Here is a 23,389-nt window from a genome sequence, read left to right as displayed (position 1 = left end):
GGGAACGATGATGTGGAGATTGAAATTCTTTTTAGATTTTGAGAAAGAGGAAAAATGGTTAGAAGAGATGGCTTGGAAAGGCTATCAACTAGAAAGCAATACATTTGGTTATACATTTAGATATACAGAGCCGGAAGATGCGACGATTAGAATAGACCATAGAGTATTTAGTAGAAAAAGTGAATTTATTAATTACTGTACATTATTTGAAGATAGCGGCTGGGAGCATATAGCTGGTAATCGGTGGTCAGGTACGTACTATTTTAAAAAGGTAAATGAAGAAAGTGAAGATGACATTTTTTCAGATCAAATGTCACGAGCAGGGAAGTATAAACGTCTATCTAAAACATTTTTAGAATTAGCGATCTGTTATTTACCGATATTATTTTTATTTATGTATAGTAATACGATGAATTTAGGAGCATGTGTAAATCCGAAAGAACTATACTTGACGCCTGGATTATGGGATAAGCAAGGCGTATCATTTCTATGGTCATTCTTATTTGAAACACCATTTGCATTAATGAGAGGATTGTTTTTGACATTTATCCCTGTTGCGACATGTATGTTTTTCGTTTGCTCGTATAAAGCGAATCGGTTGTATGAAGAGAGAAGATGATAGGATGGGTCCCCTTAAAGCTGATGCTTTGAGGGGATTTTTTGCATTTATAAATTGTATTTTTTAAAAATGGATAAAGGAAATGAGTGCGTATTGGAAGCAAGTTAGTACGGTTTTAATTTAGTTTTATAAACATTATATGCTGGAATAATCTTCTTTAAATATTCCATAATTAACCTACAAAAGGCATCTTTATATGTTAATATTAAAAAGTATGTGTACGGTATTTTTTTAAATATATTATTTTAAGAATAAGGGGATTCAATTATGAATTTTAAACAATTAATTTTAGCAGGGGCAGTTATTGCATCAACAACACTAACTCCTCTAACAAATGTGCAAGCAGAAAATACACTAGGATTTAAAGATGTTCCTGAAAATCACTGGTCTTATCAAGCAATTATGGATTTAAAAGAGAAAAATATTGTGGCTGGTTATGGAAACGGAATGTTTGGTTTTGGTGATAATATTACACGAGGACAAGTAGCTAGACTAATATATGCCTACTTGAAGCCAGTAGATGAACTTAATGCACAAAACTCTTTCACAGATATAGAAGGTCATATGTTTGAAAAAGAAATCTTAGCTCTTAATAAAGCTGGTATTATGAACGGATTTGGTAATGGGAAATTTGGTCCAGATAATGTTTTAACACGTGAACAATTAGCTGTTGTATTAACAAAGGCTTTTAACTTCAAAGCAACATCTACTACCACTTTCAAAGATGTAGATAAAAATTACTGGGCAACAAATGCTATCAGTGCATTACAAGAATATAAAATTGCTGCTGGTACGGGCGATAATAAGTTTGAACCACAAAGTCTCGTGACTCGTGAGCAGTATGCACTATTCTTATACAATGCAATTAATAAATCGGAAAAAGGGCATGAGTCAAAGCCTACTGCTATCCCACAAGATTTAGCAGACGAGCTCATTTATTATCATGAAGGTTGGATGGATAGCTCTTCGGTATTAAAAAAATCTATATCTAAGGAAGCACAAAATCTTATTACTGAAATTAACGCAAAACATAATGCGGAGCTAAAATATATAGGGATAGGCGGTCCACGTTCAGAGGTCGTGTTATTCTCTCCGGTATTAGAAGGGATTCCAGAATTTAATGGGAATTTCACTGTAGAAGGCGATAATGAAAGTAACTTTACCGTTAATTTTGTAATTGATAGAGGTCAAGGTAAGAAGGTGTTAGTAGAGTTAGGGAAAAAGTGGATCACTATGATAAATCCAAACTTAGATTTGAGTACAGAGATTGATAATATAGTGGCTTCTAATACACGCACAGGTAATTTTGATATAAATAAAAACAATCTTAAAATAGAGATAAGCTTAGAGAAGCAAAATTCTAGTAGCGATCTAATGAGTGTTAAAATCCACAAGTAAAAAAGAGGAGTGAAATTTCACTCCTCTTTTAATTATATTATTTCTACTGTTATCTCTCATCTGCCCGTAAATGCTCGATAGGTTCAATTAATAATCAGTGGGGAAGGAAACTCATCGCTGATTATAGTTTCACTTTATGTTTGGTGACGCTGTATAATTGGAATTCATAATGGTGTATTTAGGGTTAATTGTTATTTGTATCCTTTTTTGTTTGGGTGTGATAAAATTAATAATAATATTCCTTAGGAGGATGATCATCATTCATATACTTTTAGGTATTATTGGAGCAATTGTTTTACTCGCTTTTGTTACCCACCCCGGTGTCCCAGACAAACGTGTCCCTCTAAAAAATAAACTCGCAGTAATCCTTCCATTGATTGTTATATCCGGGTTAATTTCATTGTACATATAATTTAAAAAAGTACGTAACTTAATTTAGTACAAACCTCACTAGAACTACCACTATGGCTACTTCTTCACGATAATTACGTGCTAATTCCTTTTTCTTCTGGTTCCTACGTCATATATAAGATATACAGTATAAATTTTATTGGTATGTTACACCGGCTTAGCATGTGGTTTTACCTTTAATTAATAGCTTGTTCTCTTGTTAATCGCTGCATGGATTACCAAAATATCTAATACAGAAGACCGACATACATAAACTATTGTATTTCTCAATAAACAAAAACAACTTAACATGGTAAAATAATAGTTGGATGGGAGTCCAATACATATTATTAAAATTAAGATGGTTCAAGTCGGAGGAAGGCACCTTAGGGTGTCTTTTCTTTTTTCTAAAAGAGAGTTTTGCTTTAAAGAAGATAAATTTCCAATGGATTACTGCCATGGGTATATAGATAAACTTCATCCATATATTTGTAGAAAGGAGGAATTGAAATGAAGAGAGATGATAATAAGGTTAGTCACTTTATATCTGAAAAGGGAAAAAAAGACTTTCAAATTGCCTACGATGAATCAATGGCACTTCTTCCAACACCTAACGATACGAAAGATATAGAAACTACATATGGTACAATTCGTACGTATTACTTTACTAAAGAGGAAAATAAACATAAGGAACCAATACTCTTACTCCCTGGACGTGGTGCATCTACTCCAATGTGGGTACCAAATTTAGAAGGGTTAAGGGAGAAAAGGCCTGTTTACACAATCGATTTACTCGGTGAACCTGGAATGAGCGCGCAAACGAAGGTAATTGAAAACCAAAAACAACAAGCAGAATGGTTAAATGAAGTAATTGAAGGATTAGGTTTAGAAAAAGTACATATCGTGGGTGTCTCCATTGGAGGTTGGACAGCAATGAACTTGGCCAGATATAATCCTGAGCATATTGCTACGGCGAGTTTAATGGATCCAGTCTTTGTATTTGCGCAAATATCCATAAAGATGATTCTAGCATCTATTCCAGCTTCCGTTCCTATTGTGCCTAAGTTTATACGAGAAAAGATGTTAAGCTATGTTTCTGGAGGAGCAGAAATAAATGACGATGAACCTATCGCTAAGTTAATCGAGTCGGGTATGCGTAACTATAAACTGAAAACACCAGCACCTGATCTATTTAGTAAAGAAGACTTAAAAAATATCAATGTCCCAGTACTTGCCTTAATGGCTGAAAAAAGTACAATGCATAATTCAGTAAAAGCAGTTGAAACTGGAAAAAAGTACGTTAAAGATATAGATATAGTGAACTGGAAAAATGCATCTCACGCCATCAATGGTGAGTTCTCTAACGAAGTTAATGCGAGGATCCTTGATTTTATAGAAAAACATTCTACTGATAACTAAGTTGAAAGTGGAAGATATGTTGTAATAACAACTTTATCTATTTTCATGAATATGTATAATTACATAAAAATTTAGAGAAAAAGAGAGTATACTTTCTTATTGTGTAATAAAGATAAGGCCCGCCTACGGAAATAGGTGGGCTTTTTTTACATATAAAGAAAAGACACTCACATGAGTGTCTTTTCGATAGTTTTTTAGCAGAAGCAAGCAGCTCCAACGATGATTAATAAAATAAACAATACAACTAATAATGCAAATCCTCCGGCGAAGCCACAGCCGCCACAACTACCCCCAAAGCCCATCATAGTTCCTCCTTTTAATAGGAGGGGAAAACCAAAGGTTCACTCATGTGTTTTAACGGATTCAATTTACTTTATGCTTTTACGAATGAATGGAGCAGGTCCTTTCCAAAATAGATTTATCCCGCTTTAATGGGCAGTAAGACCCCCACCTTAAAATTCAGCGAAAGCAAAGAAGTTAGGTGGGGGTCGGGCTGCCCATTAAAGTCCGATTAGTTCAACTAATAATCAGTGGGGGATGAATAAAACCCCCACTGATTAAAGTTTCACTTTATAAAAGTTTATTTATTGGACATGATTAAAAAAGAGTAGGATGTAATCCTACTCTTTTTTAATATCAATTATATTAGAATTTTAAAAGAAATCCTTCATCATTTTCACATCTTTAATGTTCACTACCACACCATCCACTTTATCTTTCTTCTCATCTTTAGCAATCGTAATTTGCTCCTTATTATCAACCCACACAAGAAACTCTTCTTTTGCGTCATCTTTATATGTAACGGTAATAGTAGAATGTGCAGATTCTCTCTTTTTTTGATCTAGTGTGATTTGCTTAGGAGTGCCTTTTTGAACTGCTGAAACGATAGATTGTATCATTTCTTCGTTATCTGTTTGAGATTTTGAAATGTTGTTATTTTTTGTGCTAAGTATTTCGATATCTGTAATATTTGCGGAGTTTAATTGAAAGGCATTTTGTTTCTGTTCTTGTTTAGCTTGTGGAGATTTGTCTGTAGCTGAGGTACTTGCACAGCCTATTAAAGTGAAAGATAGAGCGGTTAGAGCGCATATAGATATGATTTTTTTCATAGTATCCCTCCTTATGTTTAATTATAATAATTTTCTGTTAATTTAGGTAGTTATTGTAAGTAGATTTATTCTACTAGTTTTAGGATAGAAAAAATTCACATAACTTTTTTCATATTTTATGTTTAACATTTCGAAAATGGGTGTACTACATATAATATAACAAATAATTCATTTTAAAGGAGGAAGTTAAAAATGGAAACGAAGTATAGTAAACCTTTTGTATATGAATTTATTACGGAGAAAGAGGTCATGAATGCGGCAAATGATCTAGTGAAGAAAGGAATAGACCAAAAAGATATTTACGTATTAACACATGAAAAAGAAAGGACAGATAGAATTGCAGACAATGCAGACGTGAATACAATTGGGATAAAAGAGGAAGGGCTTGGGACAAGCATTATTAACGTCTTTCAAAACACGGGAGATCAGTTAAGAAATAAGATGCAAGAGTTAGGGCTTAATGAGGAAGAAGCAAACTTCTACGAAGAAAAGCTGGATGAAGGAAAAATCTTGTTATTCGTTAAGGATTTAGAAAGAGTCGGTGAATGGTTACAAGAAAGAAGATGCATGTATACTCTTTAAATCTATAAATCTATTACGAAAAGGAGATTATAAAAATGAGTGAAAACGGGCTGAAAGAACAAATAACGGGTAAAGTTGAAAAGAAAAAAGGACAAATAAAAGAAGGAATTGGTGAAATTACAGAGGATAGAGAGTTGAAAAATGAAGGGAAGTGGGAGAAGACGAAGGGAACGATAAAAGAAAAAGTCGGAAAAGTGAAACAAAAGGTAAGTGATGGATTGGATCATAAAGAATAATACATGTTTATCAAGCTTTGGTTGTACACCAAAGCTTGATAAACCCAATATAAAAATAATATAGGAGGTTTAATTGTGGGACTTATTATTACGTGTATTGTAGGTGGACTTATTGGTGCGTTAGCTGGAATGATTACAGGAAAAGACTTTCCTTTAGGTATAGTTGGTAATGTGATTGCCGGATTAATTGGATCTTGGGTAGGTAGTGCGTTATTTGGACATTGGGGTCCTGAATGGGGAGGCATCTTTATTCTTCCAGCGTTATTAGGTGCAATCGTCTTTATTTTAATCGTTACATTCTTTTCTAGAATGCTGCGGAAAGCATAAGTATGATAATGAATAGTAATCTTAAGTTTGTTATATGTGACTATAAGGTTAATAAGCTCGTAAAAATACATAAAAAAAGCATCCAATTAAACTAATTTGGATGCTTTTTTTATGTAATCTGCATAGGAATGAGTGGAGGATGAAGAACCCCCACTCATTAACATTACACTTTCTATTATGTATTAAACCATCGTTACTTTTTCACAATTATTTATTCTTACAACCTGCCTTGGTTCTATATGAGATAAGTCCTCATCATTACCTATATCCACTACAATTGTATTCGTCAGTATGTTAATAATGGAACCAACTAATTTTGTAGCATGATCGTGTCGATAAGAAAATTGAACGAAATCTCCCTTTTTAAAGTTGTGCTCTTCCATAGATAGATCCCCCTAAAAATAATGTTTATACATTATACATACACAAATTTATAAGGTTTAAACATTTTTTAGTATTTTTTAAGCATGAAGCTGGGAAAGGTGTAGAAAATTTATTTATAATTAAAATTAAAAAATATGTTTAAAACTAATTTTTATGGGTAATTACATAGTAGAAGTTTTAGATAAGGGGGCGGAAATGATGAATTTGGCAGTAAATATTGTGCAAAATGATGTAGGCTATACGGTACAACTTAATGGTGAGATTGATGCGTATACGGCATCAGATTTAAAAAATAAGATCATGCCTATTGCAAGTGAGAAAGAGGTTCATATTGTAGTAGATTTTACTGAGGTAGAGTATATGGATAGTACAGGCTTAGGCGTGTTTATAGCTCTATTAAAAGCGGTTAAGAAAAATGATGGCAAATTAGAATTTATTGGTGTATCTAAAAGACTAAAAAGATTATTTGATATTACAGGGCTAACAGAAATATTAAATTTGAATTCCGATTTTGAAAAAGTAGAAAGAAGGTGACTAGGGATGATGGAGAGATTTGAAAAGATAGAAATGAAAATTCCTGCAAAGGCAGAATATGTGGCTATTATTCGTTTAACAATGGCTGGTGTTGCGAATCGAATGGGCTTTGCTTATGACGATATAGAAGATATGAAAATTGCTATTAGTGAAGCATGTACAAATATTGTACAACATGCATACAAAGAAGACGTTGGAGAAATTGCAATTGTCTTTGGTCTATATGAAGATCGATTAGAAATTATGGTTGCGGATAATGGGGTTAGCTTTGATTTCAGCACTTTAAAAAGTAAAGTTGGTCCGTATGATATTAATAAACCAGTAGAACATTTGCCGGAAAATGGTTTAGGCTTATATTTAATCAATACGTTAATGGATGATATACAAATTATGCATGATGAGGGCATGACAGTTTTAATGACAAAATATATACAAAGAGAGCAGGTGGAGAATGATGGAAATCCAATCTCAACCTACAAATCTTGCTAAAGAAGACGTTATTAAACTAATTGTAGACTTCCAACAAAACCAATGTGATGAAGCGCAGGAAAGGTTGGTTGTTCACTATAAAAACCTCGTACATTCCATTGCATATCGTTATTCAAAAGGTGGGCCGATGCATGAGGATATTATACAAGTAGGGATGTTAGGGCTCTTAGGTGCAATAAGAAGGTATGATTATTCGATAGGGAATGCTTTTGAGCCGTTTGCAATACCTACGATAGTAGGTGAAATAAAGAAGTATTTACGTGATAAAACTTGGGGTATTCATGTTCCGAGGCGAATTAAAGATTTAGGCGGAAAGATTAAACTTGCGATAGAGGAGCTAACAGATCGTTTGCAACGTTCACCGAAGATTATAGAGATTGCGGATCATTTAGGACTATCCGAAGAGGAAGTGCTAGAAATTATGGATGCGAAAAATAATTATAGAGTATCTTCCTTAGATGATGTAGTTGAAAATTCATCTGATGGAAGTTCGGTAGCGAGAATTGAATCTGTAGGTGAAGTAGAGCAAGGATATGAAGAGACAGAAAGACGTCTCGTTTTAAATGATATTTTTAACGTATTAAATGATACGGAAAAGAGTGTTATTCATTATATATTTGGAGAAAATTTAAATCAAAAGGATACAGGGGAACGGTTAGGTATATCACAAATGCACGTTTCTCGTATTAAAAGGCAAGCGATAAGTAAATTGAAGCAAGCAGCATTTTTAGATACATAAAAATTTAAAAGAATTATGTTTAAAACATGAGAAAAGGGGTAGTTATTAAGTATAGGAGGAGATATAAAAATGTCACACGATGTGAAAGAACTAATCAAAGGATTGAACGAAGATTTAGCAGGAGAATACTCGGCAATTATTATGTATAACCATAATGCAGCTACAGTTTCTGGTATATATAGACAAGTGTTAAAACCTTTCTTTGAATCTGAAATTAGTGATGAACAAGGACATGCCCTATATTTAGCGGAGAAAATTAAGACGCTAGGCGGTACACCTACTACAATCCCTTTACCAGTGAAACAAGTAGAAGATGTTAGAGAAATGTTAGAAGAAGCTAGACAATCAGAATATGAAACAATTAAGCGCTATGAAACGAGAAAAGAACAGGCAGCGAAATTAAATATGACAGAGTTAGTTGTAAAGTTAGAAGATATGATCGCAGATGAAACAAATCATATGGAAGAATTAGATCGTCTTTTAAGTGACAAAGCAATGGTGTTAAATTAATTTATAGAGTGAAAGAACAAACTCTCATTTCTAGGGGGTTTGTTCTTTTGCTGTATAAAAAATAGGTTTGAGTAGGAAATTTTCATTTTATAATTGAGTATGCAATACTAGAAAAATAGAAAATGATAATAGATTTACATTTTAAATAAGAAAAGGGGAAATAACTTGTGTCCATTTTAATTGTCGATGATAATCCGGTTAACATCTTTGTAATTGAAAAAATTTTAAAACAAGCCGGATATCAGGATCTTGTATCGCTTAATTCTGCACAAGAGCTTTTCGAATACATTCAATTTGGAGAAGATTCTTCCAGGCATAATGAAATTGATTTAATACTATTAGATATTATGATGCCTGAAATTGACGGACTTGAAGTTTGTAGGCGATTACAAAACGAGGAGAAGTTTAAAGATATTCCTATTATTTTTGTAACAGCTTTAGAAGATGCGAATAAATTAGCTGAAGCGCTTGATATAGGCGCAATGGATTATATTACGAAACCGATAAATAAAGTTGAATTGTTAGCGCGTATGCGTGTAGCATTACGCTTGAAATCAGAATTAAATTGGCATAAAGAACAAGAAGAAAACCTTCGTAATGAATTAGATTTAGCTACACAAGTACAAAGAAATTTATTAAGTAGCCCATTAAGAGAAGATCATATAAAAATTGAAGCAAGTTACTTACCTTCATTCAAACTAGCTGGAGATATGTATTATTGGTATAAAATCGATGAAAACCGCTACGGTATTATATTATTAGATGTGATGGGACATGGTATATCTGCTTCATTAGTTTGTATGTTTATTTCGTCTGTATTACGTGAAACAATTAAATCTTTAATCGATCCAGAACTTGTCATTAAAGACTTAAATAAATATATGACTCTTTTACATAATGAGAATGACGATATTCCATATTATTTTACAGCGATATATTTAGTAGTAGATACAGAAAAGAGAACGATTGAATATGTAAATGCAGGGCATCCTTCTGGATACGTTTTAGTTGATGAAACAAATATGGTTGAACTAAATCGCGGGAGTTGCGCGGTAGGATTTTTTGATGAAATAAAAGTTAAAAAGACAGTTATACCTTTTGAGAAGAACGCTCAAATCGTATTGTTTACAGATGGTGTTCTTGAAGCAATTGCAAATGATGAATTTGAATCTGAAGAGAAATTACGTGCTTTTACAGAAAGAAAATGGGGAGATTTAGAAGAAGAGATAGAAGGGTTTTATAAGGAAGAACAGAAGCAAGCACAATCAGATGATATGTGCCTCATTATGATACAAACGAATACGAAATAAAAAGCGTATGAAATCCAAATAAGGATTTCATACGCTTTTTAATGTATTTTTTGATAGATTTGTTCGTTCGGATTAAATTGGATATAATGCGGCATTATATGTGAGAAACGGAGAGTTTCTTTATTTCCTAAACATAGGAATCCGTTGTGACCTAAGCTTTCATAAAATAGTTGCTGTACTTGGTTTTGAAGTTTACTCGTAAAGTAAATTAAAACGTTACGGCAAAGTATAATATGAAATTCATTAAAAGATTGATCAGTTACTAAATTATGCTGAGCAAAAATAATGTTTTGTAAAAGAGATGGATTAAAATAAGCGAAACGATTATCTGTTGAATAATAGTTAGAAAATGCTTGTGTACCACCAGCTTGTAAATAGTTTTTCGTATAAGTTTGCATTTTATTTAACGGAAGGATACCCTGTTTTGCTTTCTCTAACACATCTGTATTCATATCTGTTGCGTAAATAACAGCTTTTTCACTTAATCCTTCTTCGTGAAGTAAGATGGACATGGATAATACTTCTTCACCAGTTGCGCATCCAGCGTGCCAAATTCTAATTTCAGGATACTTTTTTAATTCAGGAATCACATGCTCTCTTAGCGCTTTAAAAAAGTTAGGGTTACGGAACATTTCAGTTACGTTAATGGAGAAATCATTTAATAACTGTTCTAAAACCCCTTCCTCATGAATTACTTTTTCAATTAATTTTGAAATGGTAGGGATATTAGAGAGCTGCATTCGATTACAAATTCTTCTATAAATAGATGTGCGAGCATATTGGCGAAAATCGAAGCCAGATAGTTTAAATACTGCTTCCAATAGTAATTCAATTTCTAAGTTCGTGCGTTTATCCATATCTACAGATGGATCAAAATTATAATACTTATTTTCCACTTAAACTAAACCTCACTTATTTTATTAACCATACACTCATTACCGAATAGAGTTGATGTAAATTTAATGGTTTACTTATATAATCTGAAGCGCCAGCAGATAAACATTTTTCTTTATCATTTGGCATTGCTTTAGCAGTTAATGCGATAATAGGTATTTCATGTAATCCTAAGTTCATTCGGATATGTTCCATCGTTTCATAACCGTCCATATTTGGCATCATAATATCCATTAAAATAAGGTCAATATTTGTATTGTTTTTTAGTATGTCTAAACACTCTATGCCGTTTTGTGCAGTAATAATGTTGGCATGTTGTTTTTCTAATGCATTTTGTAATGCAAATATATTTCGATGATCATCATCAACAATTAAAATAGTTTTCTCTTGGAAGACGTTATTTGTTTCAGGCGTCACGATAGTTTCCTCCACAACTTCAGCAGGAATAACATCTTCTATCGTGGCTGCGACTTCTAGGTTGGATACTTGTATATCAATTAACCCATTTGGAAGGTTAGGAATATATACGGTAAAAGTACTGCCTTCTCCTACATGACTCTCTAACGTAATCCAACCACCTAATAATCTAGCAAACTCTTTGCAAATAGATAAGCCTAAGCCTGTACCACCATATTTCCGAATCGTTGCCCCATCTGCCTGTTGAAAGGCTTCGAAAATGAGTTGATGCTGTTCTTTTGCGATACCAATACCAGTATCTTTTACCGAAATTGTCATCCAATCATTACTTATAGACTGCATTTCAGGACTTAAATTGGCTGTTTCTATCGAATCGAAATGTAAAGAAACGGATCCTTTTTCTGTGAATTTAAATGCATTAGATAATAAGTTTTTAATAATTTGTTCAATCCGTTTTGCGTCTGTATAAAACAAATCAGGAATTGTATCACTGTCTTCAATCGTAAATTCGACATTTTTTTGTGCAGCTATATGTAAAAAGTTTTGCTGCATATTTGCTGCCATATCACTTATGTTCGTTGCTTCAAAAATGATGTCTAGTTTGCCGGCTTCTACTTTAGATAAATCTAGTATGTCATTAATTAAAGTAAGTAAATCTTTTCCTGATGAATGAATAACAGTTGCTAATTCAATTTCATCATCGGATAAATGATTATCATGATTTTCTCTTAACATTTCGGATAATAGTAAGATACTATTTAATGGTGTGCGTAATTCATGTGACATATTTGCTAGAAATTCTGATTTGTATTTTGAGCTACGTAATAACTCACTTGCTTTTTCTTCTAATTCTGATTTAGTAATTTGTAAGTCAGCTGTCTTTTGCTCCGCCTCTTCCGTTCTAGACTCTAGTTGTTCATTCGTTGTTCTTAATTCTTCGGCTTGCATTTGTAGTTCTTCAGCTTGCGTTTGCAATTCTTCTGATTGAACTTGTAACTCCTCCGTCATCGCTTGTGATTCATGTAAAAGAGTTTGAATTCGCATACGTCCCATAATACTATGGATTGTTAAACCTAGGTTATCAACAGTTTGTTGAATTAAGTCTTGATGTAAGTCTGAAATCTCAGTTACACTTACTAACTCCATTACTGCGATCACTTCATCTTCAAATAAGATAGGGATAACTAGTAGGTTTTGAGGGCGTATTTCTAATAAGCCGCTAGTGACATAACGAAATTCTTCTGGTATTTCTCGAAGAATAAAACTTTGTTTTTCTAAAGCACACTGCCCAATTAAACCTTCCCCCATTTTAATGGATTGTTTTCCAATATCAGAACTTTGATCTGCGAAAGAAGCTTTCTTCACATAGTAGACAGTGTCTTCAATTTCTTCACGTACATAAAATGCACCGCAAGAAGTTTGCGTTTTTTGTATAACGCCGCTAAGAATTTTATTCCCTAACATCTCAATAGAAGATACACCTTGATACATTAAAATTAACTCTGCAAGCTCGGTTTGTAACCACTCTCTTTTCGATATTTCGTCTAGTAGGTGGTTCGTTGTATGAGCCAAATCTTTTATTTCATCATGAGTGTTTACATGAATTCTTTCCGTAATTTTTTCTTTCGAAGAAATGGATTTAATAGCTTGAATTACATTTTTAATTGTTTTTGTAATGGAATTCGAAATATAGAGTGAAACGATAATAGAAATACAAGAAAGTAAGAACAATAAACTGTATAACCAAAGTTCTAATTTATTATTTTCGGTATCTAATTGTGCAGCTCTTTTTTTCGTTAGTTGCTCCTCTACACTACGGAAGTTAGTTACCTGCGATTGTAATGACTGAATTTGAGTTGTGTCGATTGCTTGTATGTTATTACTATTGTGATTCGTAATGAGTGGATGAATCTCTTTATTAATCCAACTAGTAATGTTTTCATTAATCTGTTTTAATTTTTCTTGCTGAGAGGGGTTATCCTCTAATAGAGCAAAAAGATCTTGATAATGTTTTTCGTAATCCTTTTCCGCGGCGTTAAGGGATTGAACGTAATTTGCATCATTAGAAGTGATAAATCCTTTCGCTTTATTTTCAATTGTTAGCAATTCTTTCTCCACTTGATTCGTTAAATTAAGAACTTTAAAATCGTGCTCAATAATAAAATTACGAGATTTTTGTAAACTGGAAATCTCATTGTTTAGCATAATGAAAGAAATAAGTAAGAACAAAATGATAACTAAATAACCAGCCATAATTTTGTAGCGAATACTAAATTTTGCTTTCGAGTTCATTAAAAATTCCTACCTTCAAGGTTATTAAAAGTTTTCAATTGTAAAGAATAAAAAACGTAATATATATTATATCAGTTTTCGTAAGGCCAAACTAGAAATCCCCCTATTGTATTAGGGGGCTCGTTTTTCATAGAGGAAATCATTTTGAAATATAAAACTATATATGAAAAGTAACAATCGAGGGAATAGGGGGATAATAAAACTTTTAAGAAGGAAAGAGTGTTCTTAAAGCTTTGTTTGCATCCATTCCTTCAAAGATAAATAATACAAGTTCTCTCTTTTTTACAGTAAGAAAAAAGGATACTAATGTGCTTAAGCTTTTAATAGAAGTAAGTGTTCCGTGTTTACTTATAAATAAATTAGTTTGAAATGTTGTCATTAAAGCGTAAAAATGATGAATCTGCGTTATTGTAGGTGTTTCATTATAAAGAATAGTAGTAGATTGGATTGCATTCATCGAAATATTCCTTTCTATATAGTAAGCATAACAATATAAACATACCCGTTTTAAAAAATGTTAAACATATAAATAAGAAAAAATATAATTATAGTATTTTACGTTTAGAAAGGGTTAAGAAGGGTATACATATACTACAAAGAGATTGACTGAAGATGAATTGTAAGATTTCTAGTCTATAAAATATACTTTTACTTTTAATAAAAAGGAGTCTGGTATACATGAATGAACTAATGATTGATATTACATTTGATTTAATTTACTTGTTAAGTAGTTCGCTTGTAATGCTTTTACTATTCGCTTTTTTCGTAAATGGTTATGTTAATAAGAAGATTAGTGTATACAGAAATGAAGAAAGATAAAGATACATGATATAAAAATTTAGGAGGTTAATAGTTATGGATGTAGATAGAAAAATAGTAGGTATTTTTAGAACAATTGATGATGCGGCGTTCGTTATTAATGAATTAAAAGATAAAGGATACTCAGGTGATAACATTTCAGCTATTGCAAAGGATCAAAAGGAAATTGAACATCTGGAAGAAAAATCGGGTGAAAAAGTGAATCATGAAACCGCACATAAAGCGGATATCTTTTCAGCGACAGGGCTTGTGGCAGGAGGAGTAGCAGGCGGACTCGGTGGTTTATTAACAGGTCTTGGTGTACTTGCCATTTCTGGAATGGGTCCAATTGTAGCAGCGGGACCTATCGCAGCAGCTATTGGGGGAGCCGGTATTGGCGGAGGAGCTGGAAGTTTAATAGGAGCATTTATCGGATTAGGCATTCCTGAAGAACATGCTAAGAAGTATGAAGAATACATTTACGATGGAAATATATTAATTTTAGTAGATGCAAAATTAGATGATAAGTTAGAAATTTATAAAATATTTGATAAGCATAATGCTTATAACTCCGATTTCTTTAAATAATATGTACGTCACATATTAAACATAGTGAATATCGTTTTTGATCTTACAACTTTGGCGCGGCCGAGGAGTCGTATGACTATAAGAGAGGAAGGGCTTATAGTAAAAGATCAAGTTTAAGAGAGAAGGGGTGTCTTTTCGTGATTGTAAAAATAGTAAAGGATAGTAGTAATAGTTTCCTTTGTACGGTTCAAAACAAAAATGGAGAGAAGTATGTAAAGAAATGGTTTCGTAAACAGAAAAACAAGGAAGAATTAGGACGACCAACTTTTAAAGAAGTAGAAAAGGACTGGAGAGAAAATAGAGAATCATTTACGTATCCAAATGTTAAAGCGCTTTATTGAATAGAATAGGCGCTTCATTCTTACAAAATTGTCACACTCCTGTAAGGTAATTCAATAGATTAGATACTTTTTCCATGTCATAATAAAGATATAAGAAAGCTTATTCAAACTACAACTTATTAGGAGAGTGTCAGTCATGATTGTAACAACAACGTCTGGAATTCAAGGTAAAGAAATTATTGAGTATATCGATATTGTAAACGGTGAAGCTATTATGGGTGCAAATATTGTCCGCGATTTATTCGCTTCTGTTCGTGATGTTGTCGGTGGTCGTGCTGGTTCTTATGAAAGCAAGCTAAAAGAAGCTCGTGATATCGCAATGGATGAAATGAAAGAACTTGCAAAACAAAAAGGTGCGAACGCTATCGTTGGTATTGATGTAGATTATGAAGTTGTTCGTGATGGAATGTTAATGGTTGCTGTAAGTGGTACAGCTGTACGTATATAAATAAATGAAAAACAGGCTCCCCTTTGAAGTTGATGCTTTGAGGGGATTTTTTTGTTTCATGACTAAAGTGAAAATGAAGAAGAGTTGATGGAGTTTATAAATGAAAAAATAAGATAAGGGCGAATGTACTAGCCAGCTATAAGCTGAAAAAAACTATATTGTACATATTGTTTAAATTAGGCAAAACGTTATTGTAAAAGATGCTAGGAGTGCTCTCCTAGCATTTCGCGAGGGGGTATTGCACGGGAATTTAGATAATAAGCAGACACACTTGCTTATTTCAAATGTAGTATATATTGTTTTCAAAGGGAAAAGTAAGAAATACAACAATCTTTATATATGTTTAACGAAGGTGCTAATTATATGACAAATAATAAAATTGTTATTTAAGGTAAGAAAAGGTGTATAGGATGTGAAAGGCAAGGTGATAGCGTTGATGCAAAAATAAAGGACAGTACATATTGTATATGACTACTATGTAATGTCCTGATTATTCTTTCTGGATTATGAAAAATTATCTCCTGTCTTACTATAAGTTTCATAGGCAAAATAACCAAATAAATAGCCTATTCCAGATCCTAAACTAACTGAAAGCAGGGAGAAGTCCGGGAAAAACATGCCGAAAATCAAACCGATTATACAGCCAACAAGCATTCCTATAGGTATGAGACTGTCTAATAAGTTTTGAGCTTCTTTTGATTTTTTCTTACCTAATTTTCCGTTCTTATATTTATGTTCCAATCTTTTTATTACAAATACTACAATTCCACCGACTATTACAACAGGCACGATTGCCGAAATGAACCACATGTGAAAATCTCCTTTCACCTTTTAATAGGATTATACCAGATACTTACAAATTTTCGTTCCTAAATGTATTATCTAGTCTATTTAAAAGGTCAATCAAAAGCCCACTTCAATTGTAGTTAATAACTCGTCAAAAACACTTTTCCTTTCGTTTTCTCAGCAGACTGCACGACATCAACTGCCGCTTTCACATCCGCTAAGTCATATGTAGAATGTACCGCCATAAAGCGTAATTGCTCATTTTCCACTAAGCGAATTAAGTGACGAAACGTCTCCTGCCATTTATAGGGTGAGACTTCTTTATTCCAATGTCGTAAATGGAATATGTTCGCGTGTACTTTTGCTTTCGTGACAATCTCTGCCCAGTTTACTTGTATTCCTGATAGAAGACCGATTGTTAAAAAGTTCCCGTTTGGACGTAAGGAGAAAGCTAATGCATTTCCATCTGGTCCCCCGATAGAGTCAATCGCAGCATCTGCACCAAGCCCGTTTGTTAATTCCATAACGGTTTCATAAAGCGGGGCAGTGGAAGTATCAATTACATATGCAGCACCAAGGCGCAGTAATTCTTCTGTATGCTTATTATTTCTTGTAACAGCAATTAATCGGAAGTTTAAAATTTGTGATAACTGCGCAAAAAGATGACCAATAGCGGATCCACAAGCATTCACTAATAAAACGTCATTACGCTGTAAGTTTAACGTTTCTGTGCAAGTGACCCACGCCGTAAGAGGATTAATATACATTTGCGCCGCTGTGAAATCATCAATAGAATCCGGAATAGGGACTACAAAATCAGCTGACGTCTTCACATACTCTTGCCAAGTACCTTCTCCGCGTAACGGTAAAACACGTTTACCGATAAGGTCTCTAGTAACGCCCGCACCAACACCTTCTACAATACCAACACCTTCATAACCAGGTATGTTAGGTAACGGAATTCTATGAGCGTACGCTCCGGTAATGGGAATTAAGTCAGATGGATTAATCGGCCTAACTAACATACGGACGAAAACTTCATTCTCTTTTAGTGGTTCTATATTTTTATATTCAACTTGTAATACATCTTTTGGGTTGCCAAACTTGTGAAATTGAATGTGTTTTCCGTGCAAGATAAATGTGCCCCCTTAGTTTGATTGGGTTTATTATAGCATTTTTGGTTTTAGGGGTTAGTTTATTCTATTATATAGTTAAGACTCTAAAAGTTTGTGGTGGAGGAGTTTAAAATGGAGCTATTTAAAGGAAAAGTTGTTTGTCCAAGATGTGATGGAAATGGTCTCGTTTATAAAGCAGAAATTAAAGATATAAATAAAGTTGTATATGTTTGTGATGAATGTGACGCAACTTTGTTTCAGAATGATAGATTTGGAATGGATAATTTTGTGGATTATGAGACATTTCTTGAGGAGAATTCATTGTCTTATATGAAGGCGAATGTTATTCATTTAGGCTATGATTGGTACAAAGGGTAGTAAATTTTTCAAAAGCAAGAAGCTACTTTAAAAGTAGCTTCTTCTATTTTTTATTAAGCCGAAGCCTTCTTCATTCTCTCAAGTAAACTAGATAACACATGCGTACGATATGATTCTAGTTTTTTACCTTCGTAAGTACGAATACCTAATTTTTTAAGTTCTTTTACATACCAACCTTTGCTTCCGAAATACATGTGATCGCTCCCCTTCAACTTTGTTTTTATTTGTTCTGATTGCATATGGAGGTACAGGTAATATAATGAAGGAAATGAATTTCGCGCGAAAATGGTTAACTTTGTTGCAAAAGACATATATACTAAGGATAGTATATAACGAGGTGGGCAAGACGTGATTATAGAGAAGCACGAAATTCAAATTGACCAAATTACGAGCGGTAAAGTGAATATCTTTACTTTCTATAGAAATAGAAAGCAAGTTGATGATCATTTTTTACGATTGCAAGAACCATCGCTTACAGCAAACTACTTCTTCCATTTTCATTTTGATGCAGAGAGCTTGCATCTACTGCAGGAAGAGTTTCCAAGCGTATATCCGTACGACGGTAGTGAAACGATTCACAACTGGACGGAAAAGATGAAAGCAGAATTGCAACATCAGATCCAAACAGGAAAATGGAATAAGCGCGTACGTATCGGTAATCGCATTCTAGATGTGGTGTTTACGTGGTGTGACGAAGATATAGTAGAGTAAAAAGAAGCGGATGACGCTTCTTTTTTTAGCGCTGGAATAAAACGAGCTTACCTGCAGAAGATGTGCAGCGATGTGTTTTTTCGTACAATCCTTTTTCTTGTAAAATAGATTCACCTTTTGCTTTCGCTTCTTTTTCAGTTGCCGCCTCGAATGATTCGTCTAATGCTTTTGAACCATCTTTTTCAAAGACTGTTAGAACGTATACTCCCATGAAAATTCCCTCCAATAATAAAAATCAGAATCTTATAACTATTTTGGCATAAATCACTAGAATATGCAAAGAAATATATGACATTGCGTGTTAAAATAAAGGGGAAGTTTTATGGGCACTAGATTTACTATTCGTAGTAAAGTACGGAAAAAGAAAGGATCGTTATTTGTGAAACAAGTGAAGTTTATACATGCGGCTGATTTGCATTTGGATAGTCCGTTTAAAGGAATGGAGATGAATGTACCGCAGTCTGTTTGGGAGAGAATGAAGCAGAGTACGTTTGAATCGTTCGAGCGTATTGTTGATAAAGCAATTCAAGAGCGCGTTGATTTCGTATTACTAGCCGGGGATTTGTATGATGCGGAGACGAGAAGTTTGAGAGCGCAAGTGTTTGTGCGCGAGCAAATGAAGAGACTGTCGCAGTACGATATCCCTGTTTTTATTATTCACGGTAACCACGATCATTTAGGGGGCAGCTGGGCAGCAATTGAGTTTCCGGAAAATGTTCATGTGTTTATGGAGCCTTATGTAGAAGAGAAATCATTTTATAAAAATGGTGAGCTAGTAGCTTCTATTTACGGGTTTAGTTATTTGCAGCAAGCGGTAACGGATAATATGACAGCGCAGTATACGAAAATGAGTGATGCGCCTTTTCATATTGGTATGCTTCACGGAAGTGTGGAAGGAGATGCAGAGCATAATCGCTATGCACCGTTTCAAATTCGTGAGCTAAAAGAAAAGCAGTTTGATTATTGGGCTCTTGGTCATATACATAAACGTGAAATTTTATCAGAAGAGCCGTATATTATTTATCCAGGTAATATACAAGGGCGCCATCGTAAGGAAACGGGTGAGAAGGGTGCATACTTGATTGAACTTACGAAACAAGGATCGCACTGTTCATTTTTTCATACAGCAGATGTTGTGTGGGATGAGATAGAAGTGAGTATCGATGGACTTGAAACTGTTGATGAACTTATGACGAGCGTATCAAGTGCGATGAATGAATGCCGAAGAGAAGAAGAAGGGACGCTTTTAACTGTCGTATTTACAGGGCAAGGGCCACTTTCTCCTTATTTACGTGATGAAAAACGTGTGGAAGAGATTTTTCATATTTTAGCAGCTGGCGAAGAACGAAAAGATTTCGTATATGCGATGAAGTGGAAAAATGAGACGGTTTCTTTTGCAGAAATCGAGCGTTTGAAAGAAGAAAATCATTTCGTCGGTAGTGTGCTAAAAGAGTTAGAAGCCTTCACTAATATGGAGGAAGTATTGCGCACGATTTGGACATCTCCTGTAGCGCGTAATAGTATTGAATCTTTTACAGAAGAAGAGAAGAAAGAGATTCAAAAGGAAGCAGAAAATATTATTTTAGAGCAATTATTCCAGCAAGAGAGGGATAAAAAATGAGAATTGAAAAACTCCATATTTATGGGTACGGAAAATTAGAAAATGTGGAAATGGATCTTTCATTGCTGACTGTTTTATACGGTGAAAATGAAGCGGGGAAATCGACAATTCGCTCATTTATGAAAAGTATTTTATTCGGTTTTCCGACGAGAGGACAACGCCGTTATGAGCCGAAAGAAGGCGGCAAGTATGGCGGTGCGATGACTGTGCAAACAGAGAAGTATGGCCGTTTGAAAATTGAACGATTGCCAAAGACGGCAGCTGGTGAGGTGACCGTTTATTTTGAGGACAGGAAAACGGGCGGCGAAGAAATTTTACACGATATATTAAGCGGGATGAATGAAAGTTTATTTGAATCTGTCTTTTCATTTGATATGCACGGCCTTCAAAATATTCATCAGCTCGGCGAAGCGGATATTGGTAATTATTTATTTTCAGCAAGCGCAGTCGGAAGCGATGCGTTATTACAGCTAGATAAAAAGCTAGAAAAAGAAATGGATCAGCGCTTTAAGCCGAGTGGGCGTAAACCAGAAATTAACGTGTCACTGCAAGAGATGAAGAAGCTTGAAGAGAAGATGAAAGAGTGGCAAGGAAAAATTGGCACGTATGAAAAGCAAGTGGAGCAGTTAAAAGAAAGTGAAGAGAAACTTGCTGTTGTTCGCGTTGAAAAAGAGAGTGCAGAAAAGCGAAAGCAAGATTATGAAATATTAGCAGCGCTAGAACCTCTCGTTATTGAAAAGCGTGCGCACGAGAAATTGTTAGAAAACGAGAGCGGGCAGTTTCCTGTAAACGGGATGGCACGCTATGAAGCGATTAAGGCGAAGATGGAGCCGCTTCAATTACAAGTGGATTCACTCCATAAGAAAATAGAGAATGTGCAATCGGAAATGGAATCGATTCAAATAGATGAAGCGTTTTTGCAAAAAGAAAGTTATGTAGAAGAACTTCGTATGCAGCATATGTCTTATGAAAATGCACGACAAGAAATGCGCGATATAACAGGAACGATTACGAATATAAAAGAAGAGCTGGCAGAACTAGAGCAACAAATTGGTGCTACTTTTGAAAAAGAAACAGTTCTTTCGTTTGATATGAGTTTGGCAACGAAAGAGTTAATTACGCAAGCAGTGCAAAAAGCGCGTGAATTAGAAACGCAAAAAGCACAGCTCGATGATCGTTTTAAAGTAGCGCAGGAGCAATTAGAAGAACAAGAAGAAAACATAAGACAAGTTAAGCAACAAATGTTAGCGGATGAAGAGCGAAGTGCGTTAGCTGAGAAAGAGAAGTCGTTCCAAGATGCGGCGTTTATCGGTATGGGCGCAGAGAGAATGAAGCGTAAGTACGAGGAAAAAGCAGGAGCGGCTATGCAAAAGAAAAAGCAGTGGCAAAGAGTTTGTCTTCTGTTACTTCTTATTAACACAGTCGTTTTATTTACAAGCTTATTTATAGATAACCGCCCGCTTTTATTTATTAGTGTCATTATTTTTGTAGGGATTGTTCTTGCCCTTGTTTTATATAAAGATCCATCAAGTGGATTACAAGAAGAACTTCTTACTCTTCAGCAAAGTGCTGGCGGGAGACAAAGTGAAGAAGCGATGTCTGTGCGCTATGAGTTAGAAAAAGATGAAGAGATTCGTAAGCTATTTGAGCGCGAGTCGTATAAGTTGCAGCAAATGGAGCGAGCGTATGATAAAGTCGTTTCATCCTATGAGGAGTGGGAGCGAGAAACGTTCCGCATTAGCGAACAAGTAAATGTGTATAAAATGCGCTATACGTTCCCTGAGTTTTATACGTATGCACACATATTGCCGGCGTTTGAGCGTATGGAAAAAATGCAGCAATTATATCGTGAGTTAGAGAAGAAAAGTGAGCGCAAATCTTCATTGTATGAAATGATTTCGCATTTTGAACATAAACTAGAAACTGTTATCGGTAGTGCGGAGTATAGTAAGCTGCACGAGGCACAAATCCGTATGCAAAATGAGAAAGAAAAGCGCCAAACTTGTAAGCAGCTAAAAGAGAAGCTAGCTGAATGGCAAGAAGAATATGGGTTCATGCAAGAGCAATTGAAACAACTGTTAGTAGAACGAGATAGTTTATGGCATATCGCACATTCTACAGATGAAGAGATGTTTTTAGAAGCAGGTAAACTGGCGGAAAAACGTGAAGATGCTGAGAAGCAAGTAGGGCGTTTGTTACCGCAAATTGATCTGTTAGAACAGCGTTTAACGAGTTTATCATTAGCTGAACATTATGAAGCTGAAGGTTATGATGAAAAATTAAAGCAAGAAATGACAGCCGCGCAAAACTGTCTTACAAAGGAAAAAGAACTAACAGAGCGCATTGCGAAACATCGTATGGAAATTGCGAATTTAGAAGAAGGCAGTACGTATGGTGATTTAATGCACGAGTGGGAAATGAAAAAAGCGCAAGTGCGTGAACAAGTGAAGAAGTGGGCTGCTTATGCGGCTGCAAAGACAGTGTTAACGAAAACGAAGCAATATTATCATGAAGTACATCTTCCTCGTATTTTACAAAAATCAGAAGAGTACTTTGTGTATTTAACAGGCGGACGATATAGTAAAATCTTTTCACCGTCAGAGGCAGAGCCGTTCATTGTCGAGCGTAACGATGGTATGCGTTTTTACAGTCATGAACTAAGCCAAGCGACAGCGGAGCAGTTATATTTATCGCTGAGATTTGCGTTAGCGAAAACATTTGAGCATGATTATCCGTTCATTATTGATGATAGTTTCGTGCATTTTGATGCGGTAAGGACGAATCGCACAATTGAGCTAATAAAGGAAATTGCGAAAGACAGACAAGTCATCTTCTTTACATGTCATGCGCATTTACTAACGTATTTTACAGAAAAACAGATTATAAAATTAGTGCGTAAGCGTAAAGAAAATGAGTTGTAGTGTGCTATACTAAAAGTAACTGATATGGTGGAG

29 protein-coding genes are annotated in these 23,389 nt (G+C 34.5%); 19 read left to right on the top strand and 10 right to left on the bottom strand.

From position 1 onward, the window contains the following. Window positions 1-7 precede the first annotated feature (7 nt). The 3 genes from ACXVYO_RS16590 (at window position 8) to ACXVYO_RS16580 (ending at window position 3,826) form a co-directional block, all read left to right on the top strand. A complete protein-coding gene (locus ACXVYO_RS16590) occupies window positions 8-619 on the top strand; it encodes a DUF2812 domain-containing protein (protein WP_458467878.1) in 612 nt (203 codons plus the stop codon). A gap of 267 nt (window positions 620-886) precedes the next feature. Then, window positions 887-2,017 carry an S-layer homology domain-containing protein gene (locus ACXVYO_RS16585; protein ID WP_458467877.1) on the top strand — a complete coding sequence of 377 codons (1,131 nt, stop codon included), beginning with the start codon at window positions 887-889 and terminating at the stop codon, window positions 2,015-2,017. A 900-nt stretch (window positions 2,018-2,917) separates the two neighbouring features. After that, window positions 2,918-3,826 carry an alpha/beta fold hydrolase gene (locus ACXVYO_RS16580; RefSeq protein ID WP_458467876.1) on the top strand — a complete coding sequence of 303 codons (909 nt, stop codon included), beginning with the start codon at window positions 2,918-2,920 and terminating at the stop codon, window positions 3,824-3,826. Between the two features lie 194 nt (window positions 3,827-4,020). Here ACXVYO_RS16580 and ACXVYO_RS16575 read toward each other — a convergent pair whose 3' ends face one another. Next, entirely contained in the window at window positions 4,021-4,128 is a 108-nt protein-coding gene (locus ACXVYO_RS16575; RefSeq protein ID WP_000505670.1) for a YjcZ family sporulation protein, read from the bottom strand. A gap of 351 nt (window positions 4,129-4,479) precedes the next feature. Then, complete coding sequence (locus tag ACXVYO_RS16570) at window positions 4,480-4,935, bottom strand: LptM family lipoprotein (protein ID WP_458467875.1); 456 nt, start codon at window positions 4,933-4,935, stop codon at window positions 4,480-4,482. Between the two features lie 192 nt (window positions 4,936-5,127). Here ACXVYO_RS16570 and ACXVYO_RS16565 point away from each other — a divergent pair, with 192 nt between their 5' ends. The 3 genes from ACXVYO_RS16565 (at window position 5,128) to ACXVYO_RS16555 (ending at window position 6,080) form a co-directional block, all read left to right on the top strand. Next, a complete protein-coding gene (locus tag ACXVYO_RS16565) occupies window positions 5,128-5,517 on the top strand; it encodes a general stress protein (protein WP_063260039.1) in 390 nt (129 codons plus the stop codon). 35 nt (window positions 5,518-5,552) lie between these two features. Beyond that, on the top strand, window positions 5,553-5,753 hold the full coding sequence (locus ACXVYO_RS16560; RefSeq protein ID WP_458467874.1) for a CsbD family protein: 201 nt from the start codon (window positions 5,553-5,555) through the stop codon (window positions 5,751-5,753). A gap of 75 nt (window positions 5,754-5,828) precedes the next feature. After that, a complete protein-coding gene (locus tag ACXVYO_RS16555; protein ID WP_000522902.1) occupies window positions 5,829-6,080 on the top strand; it encodes a GlsB/YeaQ/YmgE family stress response membrane protein in 252 nt (83 codons plus the stop codon). A gap of 182 nt (window positions 6,081-6,262) precedes the next feature. Here ACXVYO_RS16555 and ACXVYO_RS16550 read toward each other — a convergent pair whose 3' ends face one another. Further along, complete coding sequence (locus tag ACXVYO_RS16550) at window positions 6,263-6,463, bottom strand: hypothetical protein (RefSeq protein WP_048545443.1); 201 nt, start codon at window positions 6,461-6,463, stop codon at window positions 6,263-6,265. 196 nt (window positions 6,464-6,659) lie between these two features. Between ACXVYO_RS16550 and ACXVYO_RS16545 the strand changes: the two genes are divergently transcribed. From ACXVYO_RS16545 to ACXVYO_RS16525, 5 genes are all read left to right on the top strand, one after another. Then, complete coding sequence (locus tag ACXVYO_RS16545; protein WP_458467873.1) at window positions 6,660-6,998, top strand: STAS domain-containing protein; 339 nt, start codon at window positions 6,660-6,662, stop codon at window positions 6,996-6,998. A gap of 6 nt (window positions 6,999-7,004) precedes the next feature. Continuing rightward, window positions 7,005-7,487 (top strand): anti-sigma B factor RsbW, encoded by a 483-nt coding sequence (gene rsbW, locus ACXVYO_RS16540; RefSeq protein WP_458467872.1) that lies wholly within the window; start codon window positions 7,005-7,007, stop codon window positions 7,485-7,487. Next, window positions 7,450-8,226 carry an RNA polymerase sigma factor SigB gene (gene sigB, locus ACXVYO_RS16535; protein WP_458467871.1) on the top strand — a complete coding sequence of 259 codons (777 nt, stop codon included), beginning with the start codon at window positions 7,450-7,452 and terminating at the stop codon, window positions 8,224-8,226. The genes rsbW and sigB overlap by 38 nt, the downstream gene beginning before the upstream one ends. Window positions 8,227-8,295: 69 nt before the next feature. Continuing rightward, window positions 8,296-8,736, top strand: a complete 441-nt coding sequence (locus ACXVYO_RS16530) for a ferritin-like domain-containing protein (RefSeq protein WP_000017769.1) — start codon at window positions 8,296-8,298, stop codon at window positions 8,734-8,736. 167 nt (window positions 8,737-8,903) lie between these two features. After that, entirely contained in the window at window positions 8,904-10,046 is a 1,143-nt protein-coding gene (locus ACXVYO_RS16525; protein ID WP_458467870.1) for a SpoIIE family protein phosphatase, read from the top strand. A 38-nt stretch (window positions 10,047-10,084) separates the two neighbouring features. On the opposite strand, the gene ACXVYO_RS16520 is transcribed toward ACXVYO_RS16525, so the two are convergent. The 3 genes from ACXVYO_RS16520 to ACXVYO_RS16510 form a co-directional block, all read right to left on the bottom strand. Further along, window positions 10,085-10,942 (bottom strand): CheR family methyltransferase, encoded by an 858-nt coding sequence (locus tag ACXVYO_RS16520; RefSeq protein ID WP_458467869.1) that lies wholly within the window; start codon window positions 10,940-10,942, stop codon window positions 10,085-10,087. A 16-nt stretch (window positions 10,943-10,958) separates the two neighbouring features. Then, window positions 10,959-13,649 carry an ATP-binding protein gene (locus tag ACXVYO_RS16515; protein WP_458467868.1) on the bottom strand — a complete coding sequence of 897 codons (2,691 nt, stop codon included), beginning with the start codon at window positions 13,647-13,649 and terminating at the stop codon, window positions 10,959-10,961. A gap of 205 nt (window positions 13,650-13,854) precedes the next feature. After that, a complete protein-coding gene (locus tag ACXVYO_RS16510; RefSeq protein ID WP_458467867.1) occupies window positions 13,855-14,106 on the bottom strand; it encodes a hypothetical protein in 252 nt (83 codons plus the stop codon). Between the two features lie 221 nt (window positions 14,107-14,327). On the opposite strand from ACXVYO_RS16510, the gene ACXVYO_RS16505 reads away from it, so the two are divergent. From ACXVYO_RS16505 to ACXVYO_RS16490, 4 genes are all read left to right on the top strand, one after another. Further along, the gene (locus ACXVYO_RS16505) at window positions 14,328-14,468 is read left to right on the top strand and encodes a hypothetical protein (protein ID WP_458467866.1); all 141 of its coding nucleotides are present in this window, start codon (window positions 14,328-14,330) and stop codon (window positions 14,466-14,468) included. A gap of 36 nt (window positions 14,469-14,504) precedes the next feature. Continuing rightward, the gene (locus tag ACXVYO_RS16500; protein ID WP_458467865.1) at window positions 14,505-15,035 is read left to right on the top strand and encodes a general stress protein; all 531 of its coding nucleotides are present in this window, start codon (window positions 14,505-14,507) and stop codon (window positions 15,033-15,035) included. Between the two features lie 137 nt (window positions 15,036-15,172). Continuing rightward, window positions 15,173-15,376, top strand: coding sequence for a DUF4028 family protein (locus ACXVYO_RS16495; RefSeq protein ID WP_458467864.1), 204 nt, complete (start codon window positions 15,173-15,175; stop codon window positions 15,374-15,376). Between the two features lie 136 nt (window positions 15,377-15,512). Continuing rightward, entirely contained in the window at window positions 15,513-15,824 is a 312-nt protein-coding gene (locus ACXVYO_RS16490; RefSeq protein ID WP_000637510.1) for a YbjQ family protein, read from the top strand. A gap of 504 nt (window positions 15,825-16,328) precedes the next feature. Here the strand turns inward: ACXVYO_RS16490 and ACXVYO_RS16485 are convergent. Then, a complete protein-coding gene (locus ACXVYO_RS16485; RefSeq protein ID WP_458467863.1) occupies window positions 16,329-16,634 on the bottom strand; it encodes a hypothetical protein in 306 nt (101 codons plus the stop codon). A gap of 116 nt (window positions 16,635-16,750) precedes the next feature. Next, window positions 16,751-17,746, bottom strand: coding sequence for a zinc-dependent alcohol dehydrogenase family protein (locus ACXVYO_RS16480; protein WP_458468074.1), 996 nt, complete (start codon window positions 17,744-17,746; stop codon window positions 16,751-16,753). Window positions 17,747-17,857: 111 nt separating this feature from the next. Here ACXVYO_RS16480 and ACXVYO_RS16475 point away from each other — a divergent pair, with 111 nt between their 5' ends. Beyond that, the gene (locus ACXVYO_RS16475; RefSeq protein WP_458467862.1) at window positions 17,858-18,103 is read left to right on the top strand and encodes a 3'-5' exonuclease; all 246 of its coding nucleotides are present in this window, start codon (window positions 17,858-17,860) and stop codon (window positions 18,101-18,103) included. Window positions 18,104-18,156: 53 nt separating this feature from the next. On the opposite strand, the gene ACXVYO_RS16470 is transcribed toward ACXVYO_RS16475, so the two are convergent. Then, window positions 18,157-18,297 (bottom strand): YflJ family protein, encoded by a 141-nt coding sequence (locus ACXVYO_RS16470; RefSeq protein ID WP_000273536.1) that lies wholly within the window; start codon window positions 18,295-18,297, stop codon window positions 18,157-18,159. Between the two features lie 154 nt (window positions 18,298-18,451). On the opposite strand from ACXVYO_RS16470, the gene ACXVYO_RS16465 reads away from it, so the two are divergent. After that, entirely contained in the window at window positions 18,452-18,814 is a 363-nt protein-coding gene (locus ACXVYO_RS16465) for a hypothetical protein (RefSeq protein ID WP_098814366.1), read from the top strand. Window positions 18,815-18,839: 25 nt separating this feature from the next. Here ACXVYO_RS16465 and ACXVYO_RS16460 read toward each other — a convergent pair whose 3' ends face one another. Further along, window positions 18,840-19,025 carry a YhzD family protein gene (locus tag ACXVYO_RS16460; RefSeq protein ID WP_000539551.1) on the bottom strand — a complete coding sequence of 62 codons (186 nt, stop codon included), beginning with the start codon at window positions 19,023-19,025 and terminating at the stop codon, window positions 18,840-18,842. A gap of 168 nt (window positions 19,026-19,193) precedes the next feature. Here ACXVYO_RS16460 and ACXVYO_RS16455 point away from each other — a divergent pair, with 168 nt between their 5' ends. Further along, a complete protein-coding gene (locus ACXVYO_RS16455; protein ID WP_458468073.1) occupies window positions 19,194-20,435 on the top strand; it encodes a metallophosphoesterase family protein in 1,242 nt (413 codons plus the stop codon). Beyond that, entirely contained in the window at window positions 20,432-23,356 is a 2,925-nt protein-coding gene (locus ACXVYO_RS16450; protein ID WP_458467861.1) for an AAA family ATPase, read from the top strand. The genes ACXVYO_RS16455 and ACXVYO_RS16450 overlap by 4 nt, the downstream gene beginning before the upstream one ends. Window positions 23,357-23,389 lie beyond the last annotated feature (33 nt).

This window comes from Bacillus sp. BC08 (assembly GCF_054326875.1).
This window is presented reverse-complemented; position numbering and strand designations above follow the sequence as displayed.

Excerpts from the sequence above, each read along its gene's own strand:
- ACXVYO_RS16560 (WP_458467874.1), top strand. The coding sequence starts at position 5,553 with ATGAGTGAAAACGGGCTGAAAGAACAAATAACGGGTAAAGTTGAAAAG.
- ACXVYO_RS16565 (WP_063260039.1), top strand. The coding sequence starts at position 5,128 with ATGGAAACGAAGTATAGTAAACCTTTTGTATATGAATTTATTACGGAG.
- ACXVYO_RS16510 (WP_458467867.1), bottom strand. The coding sequence starts at position 14,106 with ATGAATGCAATCCAATCTACTACTATTCTTTATAATGAAACACCTACA.
- ACXVYO_RS16450 (WP_458467861.1), top strand. The coding sequence starts at position 20,432 with ATGAGAATTGAAAAACTCCATATTTATGGGTACGGAAAATTAGAAAAT.
- ACXVYO_RS16530 (WP_000017769.1), top strand. The coding sequence starts at position 8,296 with ATGTCACACGATGTGAAAGAACTAATCAAAGGATTGAACGAAGATTTA.
- rsbW (WP_458467872.1), top strand. The coding sequence starts at position 7,005 with ATGATGGAGAGATTTGAAAAGATAGAAATGAAAATTCCTGCAAAGGCA.
- ACXVYO_RS16475 (WP_458467862.1), top strand. The coding sequence starts at position 17,858 with ATGGAGCTATTTAAAGGAAAAGTTGTTTGTCCAAGATGTGATGGAAAT.
- ACXVYO_RS16550 (WP_048545443.1), bottom strand. The coding sequence starts at position 6,463 with ATGGAAGAGCACAACTTTAAAAAGGGAGATTTCGTTCAATTTTCTTAT.
- ACXVYO_RS16545 (WP_458467873.1), top strand. The coding sequence starts at position 6,660 with ATGATGAATTTGGCAGTAAATATTGTGCAAAATGATGTAGGCTATACG.
- ACXVYO_RS16580 (WP_458467876.1), top strand. The coding sequence starts at position 2,918 with ATGAAGAGAGATGATAATAAGGTTAGTCACTTTATATCTGAAAAGGGA.
- ACXVYO_RS16505 (WP_458467866.1), top strand. The coding sequence starts at position 14,328 with ATGAATGAACTAATGATTGATATTACATTTGATTTAATTTACTTGTTA.
- ACXVYO_RS16485 (WP_458467863.1), bottom strand. The coding sequence starts at position 16,634 with ATGTGGTTCATTTCGGCAATCGTGCCTGTTGTAATAGTCGGTGGAATT.
- sigB (WP_458467871.1), top strand. The coding sequence starts at position 7,450 with ATGATGGAAATCCAATCTCAACCTACAAATCTTGCTAAAGAAGACGTT.
- ACXVYO_RS16470 (WP_000273536.1), bottom strand. The coding sequence starts at position 18,297 with ATGTATTTCGGAAGCAAAGGTTGGTATGTAAAAGAACTTAAAAAATTA.
- ACXVYO_RS16515 (WP_458467868.1), bottom strand. The coding sequence starts at position 13,649 with ATGAACTCGAAAGCAAAATTTAGTATTCGCTACAAAATTATGGCTGGT.
- ACXVYO_RS16570 (WP_458467875.1), bottom strand. The coding sequence starts at position 4,935 with ATGAAAAAAATCATATCTATATGCGCTCTAACCGCTCTATCTTTCACT.
- ACXVYO_RS16575 (WP_000505670.1), bottom strand. The coding sequence starts at position 4,128 with ATGGGCTTTGGGGGTAGTTGTGGCGGCTGTGGCTTCGCCGGAGGATTT.
- ACXVYO_RS16490 (WP_000637510.1), top strand. The coding sequence starts at position 15,513 with ATGATTGTAACAACAACGTCTGGAATTCAAGGTAAAGAAATTATTGAG.
- ACXVYO_RS16590 (WP_458467878.1), top strand. The coding sequence starts at position 8 with ATGATGTGGAGATTGAAATTCTTTTTAGATTTTGAGAAAGAGGAAAAA.
- ACXVYO_RS16460 (WP_000539551.1), bottom strand. The coding sequence starts at position 19,025 with ATGGGAGTATACGTTCTAACAGTCTTTGAAAAAGATGGTTCAAAAGCA.
- ACXVYO_RS16500 (WP_458467865.1), top strand. The coding sequence starts at position 14,505 with ATGGATGTAGATAGAAAAATAGTAGGTATTTTTAGAACAATTGATGAT.
- ACXVYO_RS16585 (WP_458467877.1), top strand. The coding sequence starts at position 887 with ATGAATTTTAAACAATTAATTTTAGCAGGGGCAGTTATTGCATCAACA.